At 60.1% G+C, this 9,098-nt stretch carries 11 protein-coding genes; 3 read left to right on the forward strand and 8 right to left on the reverse strand.

The features are described from left to right. Positions 1-848, reverse strand: an 848-nt coding sequence (locus EN879_RS13735; RefSeq protein WP_127274096.1) for a phosphoribulokinase, incomplete at its 3' end; no start/stop codon positions are given. A gap of 8 nt (positions 849-856) precedes the next feature. Next, the gene (locus EN879_RS13740; protein WP_013532052.1) at positions 857-1,903 is read right to left on the reverse strand and encodes a class 1 fructose-bisphosphatase; all 1,047 of its coding nucleotides are present in this window, start codon (positions 1,901-1,903) and stop codon (positions 857-859) included. Between the two features lie 123 nt (positions 1,904-2,026). Here EN879_RS13740 and EN879_RS13745 point away from each other — a divergent pair, with 123 nt between their 5' ends. Next, entirely contained in the window at positions 2,027-2,965 is a 939-nt protein-coding gene (locus EN879_RS13745; protein WP_013532051.1) for a LysR family transcriptional regulator, read from the forward strand. 201 nt (positions 2,966-3,166) lie between these two features. Further along, positions 3,167-3,367: a hypothetical protein gene (locus tag EN879_RS13750; RefSeq protein WP_013532050.1), complete on the forward strand. Its 201-nt coding sequence runs from the start codon at positions 3,167-3,169 to the stop codon at positions 3,365-3,367. 16 nt (positions 3,368-3,383) lie between these two features. Here the strand turns inward: EN879_RS13750 and EN879_RS13755 are convergent, their stop codons facing one another. Genes EN879_RS13755 through EN879_RS13780 form a run of 6 tightly spaced genes read right to left on the reverse strand, consistent with a single transcriptional unit; the run spans position 3,384 to position 8,426 of the window. Next, entirely contained in the window at positions 3,384-3,959 is a 576-nt protein-coding gene (locus EN879_RS13755) for a hypothetical protein (protein WP_244514294.1), read from the reverse strand. A gap of 53 nt (positions 3,960-4,012) precedes the next feature. Continuing rightward, positions 4,013-4,849 carry an ABC transporter permease gene (locus EN879_RS13760; protein ID WP_050580490.1) on the reverse strand — a complete coding sequence of 279 codons (837 nt, stop codon included), beginning with the start codon at positions 4,847-4,849 and terminating at the stop codon, positions 4,013-4,015. Positions 4,850-4,884: 35 nt separating this feature from the next. Continuing rightward, on the reverse strand, positions 4,885-5,673 hold the full coding sequence (locus EN879_RS13765; protein WP_063167850.1) for an ATP-binding cassette domain-containing protein: 789 nt from the start codon (positions 5,671-5,673) through the stop codon (positions 4,885-4,887). Positions 5,674-5,730: 57 nt separating this feature from the next. Further along, positions 5,731-6,174, reverse strand: coding sequence for a hypothetical protein (locus tag EN879_RS13770; RefSeq protein WP_013532046.1), 444 nt, complete (start codon positions 6,172-6,174; stop codon positions 5,731-5,733). A 29-nt stretch (positions 6,175-6,203) separates the two neighbouring features. Further along, a complete protein-coding gene (locus EN879_RS13775; RefSeq protein ID WP_013532045.1) occupies positions 6,204-7,175 on the reverse strand; it encodes a YVTN family beta-propeller repeat protein in 972 nt (323 codons plus the stop codon). Between the two features lie 21 nt (positions 7,176-7,196). Continuing rightward, a complete protein-coding gene (locus EN879_RS13780) occupies positions 7,197-8,426 on the reverse strand; it encodes an ABC transporter substrate-binding protein (protein ID WP_063167851.1) in 1,230 nt (409 codons plus the stop codon). A 250-nt stretch (positions 8,427-8,676) separates the two neighbouring features. On the opposite strand from EN879_RS13780, the gene EN879_RS13790 reads away from it, so the two are divergent. Then, positions 8,677-9,098, forward strand: a 422-nt coding sequence (locus EN879_RS13790; RefSeq protein ID WP_245466078.1) for a (5-formylfuran-3-yl)methyl phosphate synthase, incomplete at its 3' end; no start/stop codon positions are given.

Here is a 9,098-nt window from a genome sequence, read left to right on the forward strand (position 1 = left end):
ACCAATTGCAGGATGAGCGGCGTCAGGATCAGCTGCATGGCAAGATCGAGCTTGTTGCCTGGCACCACGATGGAATTTGGCCGCGACATGAACGAGTCGTGGATCATCGACAGCAGATACGGAAAATCGATGCCGCGCGGATTGGCGAAGCGGATAACCAGCATCGATTCGTCGGGTGTCGGAATCCAGCGCGCGATGAACGGGTTGGACGTATCGACGATCGGCACGCGCTGGAAGTTGATGGCGGTCTGCGAGAATTGCGGGACAATGTAGCGGACATAGTCGGGCATCCGGCGCAGGATCACGTCCATCACCGCCTCGGTGGAATAGCCGCGTGTCGAACGGTCGCGATGGATCTTCTGGATCCATTCGAGATTGATGACCGGCACGACGCCGATCTTGAGATCCGCATGCTTGGCCAGATTGATCGTGTCGGTGACGACACAGCCGTGCAGCCCCTCGTAGAAGAGCAGGTCGCTGGGAGCGAATTCGCGCCATTCGGTAAAGGTTCCCGGTGGCGTGCCGTGCTGCTTTTCCTCTTCCTCATCATGAATGTAGGTGCGGGTCTTGCCGGTTCCGCGACGGCCATATTCCGCGAACACCTCTTCGAGAATTCCGAGTTCGTTGGCCGCGGCATTGAAATGGGTGAAGTTCGGGTTGCCGGCCTTTTCCTCCTCGGCCACCTTTGCCTTCATCGCCGCGCGGTCGTAGCGGTGAAATGCGTCGCCTTCGATGAAAGCGGCCTCGATGTTCTCGCGCCGGAAAATCAGCTCGAAGATGCGCTTGACCGAGGTCGTGCCGGCGCCCGACGACCCGGTGATGGTGATGATGGGGTGCTTGGCTGACATGGTGCAGCTCAGGCTCTGAACAGGCCGCGGCGGCTGAACAGCGGCGCACGCTCACCGATGTTGCTCGGCTCTGTGTGGTAGCGCGTGATGCGCGCGACTTCCCGCGCCGACCCGAAGATCATCGGCACGCGCTGATGCAGGCTCTCGGGCTCGATTTCCAGGATGCGGGTGATCGCGTCGGTGGCGGCACCACCAGCCTGCTCTATGAGATAGGCGATCGGGTTGGCCTCGTAGACGAGGCGCAGCCGTCCCTGACCATAGCCCTTGCGCCGATCGCCGGGGTAGAGAAAAACGCCGCCGCGCATCAATATGCGGTAACAGTCGGCGACCAGAGAGGCGATCCAGCGCATGTTGAAATCCTTCTCGCGCGGTCCTTCGGTGCCCTCCAGGCAGTCGTCGACATAGAGCCGCACAGCCTCGTCCCAGTGCCGGTAGTTGGCGGCGTTGATGGCGAACTCCTGAGTGCGTTGCGGAATGATCCGGCTTTCATAGGCCTGGACGAAGGTGCCGAGCCTTGTCGAGAAGACGAAGACATGCGTGCCGCTGCCGAGCGACAGGACGAGTGCCAGCTGCGGCCCATAGATGAAGAAACCGGCGCCTAGCTGGTTCACGCCCGCCTGCAAGAAAGAGGCGGCCGGATCAGCGTCCGGCGCGCCAGTTGCGGTCAGGAGCGAGAAGATCGTTCCGATCGACACGTTGGTGTCGATGTTGGAAGAGCCGTCGAGCGGGTCGATCGCAATGGCGAGTGGCGCTTGCCTGTCGAGCAGGACTGGCTGCTCCAGCTCCTCGGAGGCGTAAAGCGCCACCGGCGCACGGCGCATGGCGTCGAGGAAGATGTCGTCGGAGAAGACGTCGAGATCCTTCTGGACGTCGCCGTCGGCATTGGCGCCACGGGTCTCGGCAAAGGCGGCGCCGAGCACCCCTTGGTTGATGGTGTTGCGGACCTTGATGGCGGCCTGTGTCAACTGACGGACGGTCGTCACAACGGCCGAGCGGAATTCGTCTGGCTGGCCGAGATAGGAGTTCAGAAAAGCGTCGAGCGTTGCCGCTGGCATCGTAACCTCCCCTCCGGCCGCATCTCCTCGGAGCGGCTGGACTGGAGGAATGGAAACAAACGTCACACGATAAGTAAAATTCAATAACTTTACCTGGTCAGTAAAAATAACTTAGTATGCGACATGAGAAACCTCACGCTCAAGCATTTCAAGACCGTCCAGGCAATCATCAAGTGCGGCAAAATTGTCAGCGCAGCCAAGATGTTAGGCCTGTCTCCTCCAGCGCTGACAATCCAACTGCGACAAGTGGAGGAAGAATTCCAGCTGGCTCTGTTCGACCGAACGTCGGACGGCATGCGTCCCACTGCCGCAGGTCTGGCTTTCGTCGAGACAGCGCAGGTTATCGAGGAGCATCTCGGTTTGCTCGAAGACAAGATGGATGCCATCAAGGGCGTACGCACCGGCAGCTTGAGGCTCGGCGTCGTTTCCACAGCCAAATATTTCGCGCCGCGGCTGATGGCTGCGTTCATGAAGGACCATCCCGACATCGACATGCGGCTTGCCATCGGCAATCGTGCCCAGACGATCGACAACCTCAGGAACCACGACATCGATATCGCGCTGATGGGGCGTCCGGCGAAAGAGGTTCCGGTGCGTGCTTCGGTCTTCGGTGATCATCCGCTGGTCATCATCGCGCCGCCCGACCATCCCTTGGTGGCGGCGCGCGATATCTCCAAGGAGCGGATTGCCGAGGAGCATTTCCTTATTCGCGAGCCCGGCTCCGGAACCCGTATCTCGTTGGAAATATTCCTGAGCGACGTGCCTGGGCGCATCGACGACCTCGGTGTCGAGATGGCCTCGAACGAAACGATCAAGCAGGCGGTGATGGCTGGTCTGGGCATCGCCTTCATCTCTGCTCACACCATCGCTGCGGAAACCGAGGCAGGCCGGCTTGTCATCCTCGACGTTGTCGGCATGCCGATCCGCCGACAATGGTTCTCGGTGATGCGAACCGATCACGCAATCTCGCCGGCGATGGCCACATTCAACGATTTCCTGATGCGCAAGGGCGCAATGTACCTGCCCCTTTTCGGAAAGCTGTATCCAGACAAGGCTGGATGACACTGCACGAGCGCAACGGATGAAAGTCCGGTGGAGAACGCCCGCGCTCGTTGGTATTATATAAGCGATATGTTATGTTGCAGTGCGAAAGAGCGGGGGCCACGTCCTTTCACACCGTAAGCGATCTGTATGTGCAACCCCTGCAGACTGTTCGGAACTCTCCCGGGTATGGGTTCGGGAATTCGATGGGGAAAAGGGGTAATGCTTTACACACTCGTTATGATGGTCTGCCTGACGGATGGACCGCGGACCTGCGAACAACGCGAGGAAATGGTAGACGGTCTGGCGATGAATCCCGGGACTGCCTTCATGCAGGCGCAGCCGCTGGTGGCAAGGTGGATCGAGACGCATCCCGGTTATTTCGTGCAGCGCTGGCGTGTGCTGCCTGGCAGAGAGTCGTGAGACAGGCGGCCAAGGTCTATTTCTTCACGATGAGCGTTTCCGAGACAGTCTTCGACAACTGGTAAAGCCGCTGCTCGATTATCGTCGGCACATCGCAGACATAAGTCAGCGACTGGACGCGTTCGTTGAAAATTCGCGTCGCGAAATTCAGTTGATCGGTTCGCCGTTCTACTTCGTCCGGATCCGCATCGGCCTTGGCGCGCAGCGCGTCCACTTCGGATGCTTCCTTGCGCAACTGTGCCGCCATTTCCAGCTGTTTGTGGGCATAGCGGGAGATGCCGGAGATCACGTGCGAACGCTCGGCGTCCATGTGATCGAACATTCCCTGCACCAGCATCGTCATTTTGGTTGCGACCTGCTCGGGCGGTAGGGAAGTCGCGAAATCCTTGATCTCCTTCTGGGCTTGTGCAATCGGCGTCCGCCGGGCCGCCACAGCATCGACAAGCGCCGACACGCCTGGATCCTTCGCCCAATCCTTCGCGGTCGCCGGAAGCTCCGGCCCATTCCAGATCTGGCCAAGCGAGAGCTGTGGCACCTTACGCTGCATGCAGGGCCAGTCGGGATCGGTGTTTGCCGCGGCGGCGCCCTCCATCGACGCAAGCGTGGTGACCAGAACCAGAGTGTGAACAAGTCTCATTCGCGCCATCAGGCGTTTCCTCCCATGTCCTGTTTGCGGATCACCAAACCGCGCGAAGGGTCGTATGCGATGATGGCGCCGCCCAGGAACAGCAGCGTGCAGCCGGCGACGACGCCCAGCGACAGCCATTCGATCTGCCCGTAGAAGGCAAAACGGATCAGTTCGACGGCATAGGTGAACGGGTTGCAGAGGCAGATCTTGTAGAGCAGGGGGCTCGCCTCCTGGATGCGCCACAAGGGATACAGCGCCGGAGACGCGAAATAGCCGGGAAAGATGACGAAGTTCATGATGCCGGCGAAGTTTTCAAGCTGCTTGATCAGCGAAGACAAGAGCATGCCGAGCGCGCAAAGCATCATGCCCGACAGGAACAGTGCCGGCAGAACATAGAGATAGCCGAGTGGCGGCGCTTTGACGCCCCACAACCAGGCAACGATCAGGAACGCGTAGACCTGCACGATCGATACGGCCACACCGGCCAGCATCTTCGACACCAGCAGGAACCAGCGCGGAAACGGGCTGACCAGCAGGATGCGCATGTTGCCCATCTCGCGGTCGTAGACCATCGACAGTGAAGACTGCATGCCGGAAAACAGCAGGATCATGCCGCAAAGGCCCGGCGTGATATAGACCTCGTAGAGCACATAGGTCTTGTAGGGCGGGATGATCGACACGCCAAGCACCTGGCGAAAGCCGGCCGCGAAGATGAACAGCCAGACCAGCGGCCGGACCAGCGAGGAAATGAAGCGTTCGCGCTGGTGCAGGAAGCGCAGGCACTCGCGCAGGACGACGCCTTTCAGGCAAATGAGATAGTGGCGCAGGCCGAATGGCTCGGACCGCACCGGCATGATGCCGGCGACCTTTCCGGGCATCGAAGGGGCGCTCATGGCGACGTCTCCGTCATGCCCGCCGCATCGACGCGGCTGAGCTTCGAAAAGGTTTCGCGAATCGAACTTCCGCCGTTCGCACGGATCACATCCGACACCTTGCCGCTGGCGACCAGGTCACCCCGCCGCAGTATGATGACATGGTCGGCGTCTTCGACTTCGTCGATCAGATGCGTGGCCCAGAGCACGCCGATGCCCTCTGCTTGGACGAGCTTGCGGATGGTGGCGAGGATGCCCGCGCGAGATTCGATATCCAGGCCGACGGTCGCCTCGTCAAGCAGGAGCAGGGAAGGTCGGTGCAGCAGCGCCCTGGCGATTTCGATGCGCCGCATCTGACCGCCGGAGAGGCTGCGTGCCTTGTCATGCTGGCGGCCCTGCATGTCGACCGTTTCCAGCAGCGCGGCAATGCGCTGGCGAGCTTCGCGTCCGCCAATGCCATGCAACGAGGCATGGTAGGAGAGATTCTGGTAGACGCTGAGGTCGAGATCGAGCGTGCGTGCCTGGAACACGATGCCGACCCGCCTGAGTGCTTCGCCGGACGCGCGGCGAATGTCATGGCTGAAGATGCGGATCGATCCGTGACGCGTGTCGTAGAGGTGGCTTATCAGTGAGAACAGCGTCGTCTTGCCGGCCCCGTTGAGGCCGAGCAGAACGGTGAAAGTCGCCGGCGCGATCGAGAAGGAGACGTCGTTGAGCGCCCGCTTCTGGCCATAGGAATGGCTGACGGCTCGGACATCGAGCGCCGCCACCTCGTCTCCCGGTCCGCTTGTCCTCATATGCTGCATACCGGATCGCTCCTTCAGGACGCGTTGGCCTATTGGCGCCCCTGATCGCCTTTTGTCTTACTTGATCGTAATCTTGCCCTTCAGTCCCTTGTCGGCAAGGTCGGGAACCGACCAGGTATATTCGCCCGGGCGAACGGTATGGAACTGCACCTGGATCGTTCCCGCGTCGTCGAATTCCAGCCAGGCCGGTCCGCCGTCCATATGCACTTCCAAATCGTTGATGACGATCTGGTCCATCCAGACATTGCGGAAGAGATCGGTCACGAACTTGTACTCGAAACCGCCCTTGGACGTGATCTTCCAGCGATAGCCCTGGCCGGCGATCAGCTCGAAGTCCTTCTGATTGACCGCATAGGTGGAATCGGCCGAACCGATAATCAATTCCGGCAGGTTCTTGCTGGCACGCGACGGTTTTGACGTCGCATCGTCGGCGTTTGCTACGATCGGAGCAAGGACAAATCCGGCGAGCGCGGCGAAGAAAAACCTACGGCAAAGTTTCATGTCTTGAGCCTCCCGATGATCAATGTCTGCTATTTGGGCGAAATGACCACACCCCAGGGCTGCTGGCCCACAGTGAGCGATTGGACCGGCTCGTCGGTGGCCGTGTCGATGAAGGTGATATCGTTGGAATTGCCATTCGTGGTGATCAGCGTTTTCTGGTCGGGCGTGAAGGCCAGATGCCAGACGCGCTGGCCGACGAGGATGTATTTTTCCACCTCATAAGTGTCGGTATTGATCACCGCGACATGGTTCGCCGGGCCGAGCGCGACATAGGCTTTCTTGCCATCGGCGCTGATGGCGATGCCTACCGGCTGGATGGTTTCGGCCCGCAGTCCCTGAATCGCGAACTGGATCTTCTTCACCACTTCGCGTTTGGCGTTGTCGATGACGCTGACGGTGCCGCCGACCTCGGCGCTGACCCAGACCTGCGAGCCGTCGGGCTTGAATTCGGCGAAGCGAGGGCGCGTGTCGACCAGCACATTGTCCGTCACCTCATGCGTGCCGGTGTCGATGAAATGCGCCATGCTGGTGGTTTCCGAGGTGTTGACCATGGTCTTGCCGTCGGGGCTGACACCCATGCCTTCCGGCTCCACGCCGACTGGTATCTCGGCCAGGACCTGCTTGCTTTCGACGTCGATGGCGGTGACGAGATTGTCGTCCTCATTGGCGACATAAAGCGTCTTGCCGTCGGGCGAGAGGACGAACAATTCGGGATCGGGGCCGGATGGCAGCGTACCGACGATTTCAAGTGTCGCGGTGTCGATGATTTGGATCGTGTCGTCATCGCTGGCGCATAGATAGACGAATTTGCCGTCATGCGAGATGGTGATGCCGCGAGGTCTCTGGCCGACTTCGACGGTCTTCACCACCTGCATCGTCGCCGTGTCGACGACGGTCATCGTGTTGTCCTTCTCGTTGGACACGTAAGCCGTATAGGCCGATGCCGGGCTGGCCGTGAAGCCGGCCGCGAGAATGGCGAATGCGCAAGCTCGTTTCTGCACGCAAATTCCTCCCGATTGACTCTACTTGAGAGCGCACTTCGTTTCCGGCTGATCGACACCGAGAGTGTCGAGTTCGGAGACCTGGTGAAGATAGCCCTCCTGTGGCGATGTCGAGACGACCGACTTGGTGTCGCCAAGCAAGATCGGCTGGCGAAGCTGGAGGTTCCATTTGCGGAAGGTCAGCTTCTGCCCCTTGAAAGCAGCAACCGAAAAATCGTCAGAGCGTATATAGTCGCTGATCTTTTTCGCATCGTCGCCCTTGGTGCGCGTGGTGGCCTCGCCGACCGCACGCACCGCGGTCCAGGCCGACATGTCTTTGGAGAGCATCCGCCGGCTCGTCGTCTTCAGGAAGCGGCTCTGCATCTGGATGCCGCCCCATTGTTCGCTGGCGGGATGCCATGACGATGCAACCAGACCGGCCGTGCCGGCGACCAGCCGCGGCGTCCAGGTGCGGTAGGGCACGTAGGTGCCGAAAACCTCGCTTTCGTCGGCGACAAGCACCACGTCATGCTCCGGCACGTCTTGCGTGAACACGGAAATCTGCTGCTGTATCTGCGTGGCGCCGGTGTCGGTGCGCCTGGCTGTGCCGGTATCCTTGAATTCCTTCTCGGCGACGATCTGGCCGCCGAAGCGGGTTGCCGCGCGGCGCAGCGCATCGGCGTAGAGATGATCCTGCTCATGCGATCCATAGAGCAGCACCCAATTCGGCCACTTCTTCACCATGAGATACTGCGCCAGCGCGTCGGCCAGCATGCTGCGCGTCGGCGCGATATGGAAAACGTTGATGCGGCAGTCCTCCTCGCGAAGGCTGTCGTCGGTGGCGCCGACGTTGAAGATCAGCACGCCTTTGTCGCGGGCGATGTCGGCGATCGACAGCAATTGTTTGGCTGAAAGATCGGCGACCACATAGCGGTCGCCCTTGGCGATCATGCCTTCGAATGCCTGAACCGCGTCGCCGTCGGGCTTGACCTCGGTCACGTCGAGGCTGAATTTCTGGTTGGTGAACTTTCCCGTCGTGTTGTTGTCGCCGATCGCCACCTCGGCGCCGGCGACACCTTCGTCACGTGGCGGCAGGTCGAGCATGGAAAGCGTCAATTGCGGTGCGTAGGCCCGCAAATAGCCTATCTTGATTTCAGTTATCTTTTTTTCCGGCTTCGCCACCGTTTCCTGGCCTGTCGCGTCGGAAACGTTGACGGTCAGGGAAAAAAAGCACAAAAAGGCAGCGAGAGTGCCTGGCACCGCGCTCGTCATCGATAGTAATTACCCATTCTTGCGCAGAGGTTCGACGGTTGCCGGACCCGCGCCAAGTCAAGGTGCCCATGATCAACTTAGCCGACCCGCAAAATTTATCAAACCCTATAGGACGACTTTTCGCGCCTGCCAGAACGGTGCGGAAGGTCGCCAGCATCGATTCGCATGGCAACACCGGCGAGACGTGGCGCAGGGGGATCGACCGCCTCTATAAAAGCGTCTTGTCCTCCAAACTGGAGAAACTGTTCAAATGACCAGAATGCTGGCAAGCGTCACCGGCATCGAAGAGGCGGAGATCGCTCTTTCTGGAGGTGTCGATATCGTCGACCTGAAGGACCCGAAGGCGGGAGCCCTGGGCGCGGTGTCCATGGAAACTATGCTCCGAACGATCTCTTTCATCGCGGGTCGGGCTCCGGTCAGCGCTGTCTGCGGCGACCTGCCGATGGAACCCGAAACGATCCGCATCAAGGCCGAAGAGATCGCGGCGACCGGCGTCGACTATGTGAAGATCGGATTTTTTCCTTCGGCAAATATCTCTGCCTGCGCACAGGCGCTTGAACCGCTCGCCGCACGAACGAAGCTGATTGCCGTGCTGTTTGCCGATCTGGCGCCGGACTTCGAGCTTCTGCCGATGTTCGCCAGGCATCGCTTCCACGGCGTGATGGTTGATAC

This window comes from Mesorhizobium sp. M7A.F.Ca.AU.002.02.1.1 (assembly GCF_003998535.1).
In the GTDB taxonomy this organism is placed as follows: Bacteria; Pseudomonadota; Alphaproteobacteria; order Rhizobiales; family Rhizobiaceae; genus Mesorhizobium; species Mesorhizobium ciceri.

Bases quoted from the DNA above. Each gene is read 5' to 3' on its own strand.
- EN879_RS13740 (WP_013532052.1), bottom strand. From the start codon at position 1,903: ATGCCAGCGGCAACGCTCGACGCTTTTCTGAACTCCTATCTCGGCCAG.
- EN879_RS13745 (WP_013532051.1), top strand. From the start codon at position 2,027: ATGAGAAACCTCACGCTCAAGCATTTCAAGACCGTCCAGGCAATCATC.
- EN879_RS13750 (WP_013532050.1), top strand. From the start codon at position 3,167: ATGCTTTACACACTCGTTATGATGGTCTGCCTGACGGATGGACCGCGG.
- EN879_RS13755 (WP_244514294.1), bottom strand. From the start codon at position 3,959: ATGGAGGGCGCCGCCGCGGCAAACACCGATCCCGACTGGCCCTGCATG.
- EN879_RS13760 (WP_050580490.1), bottom strand. From the start codon at position 4,849: ATGCCGGTGCGGTCCGAGCCATTCGGCCTGCGCCACTATCTCATTTGC.
- EN879_RS13765 (WP_063167850.1), bottom strand. From the start codon at position 5,673: ATGCAGCATATGAGGACAAGCGGACCGGGAGACGAGGTGGCGGCGCTC.
- EN879_RS13770 (WP_013532046.1), bottom strand. From the start codon at position 6,174: ATGAAACTTTGCCGTAGGTTTTTCTTCGCCGCGCTCGCCGGATTTGTC.
- EN879_RS13780 (WP_063167851.1), bottom strand. From the start codon at position 8,426: ATGACGAGCGCGGTGCCAGGCACTCTCGCTGCCTTTTTGTGCTTTTTT.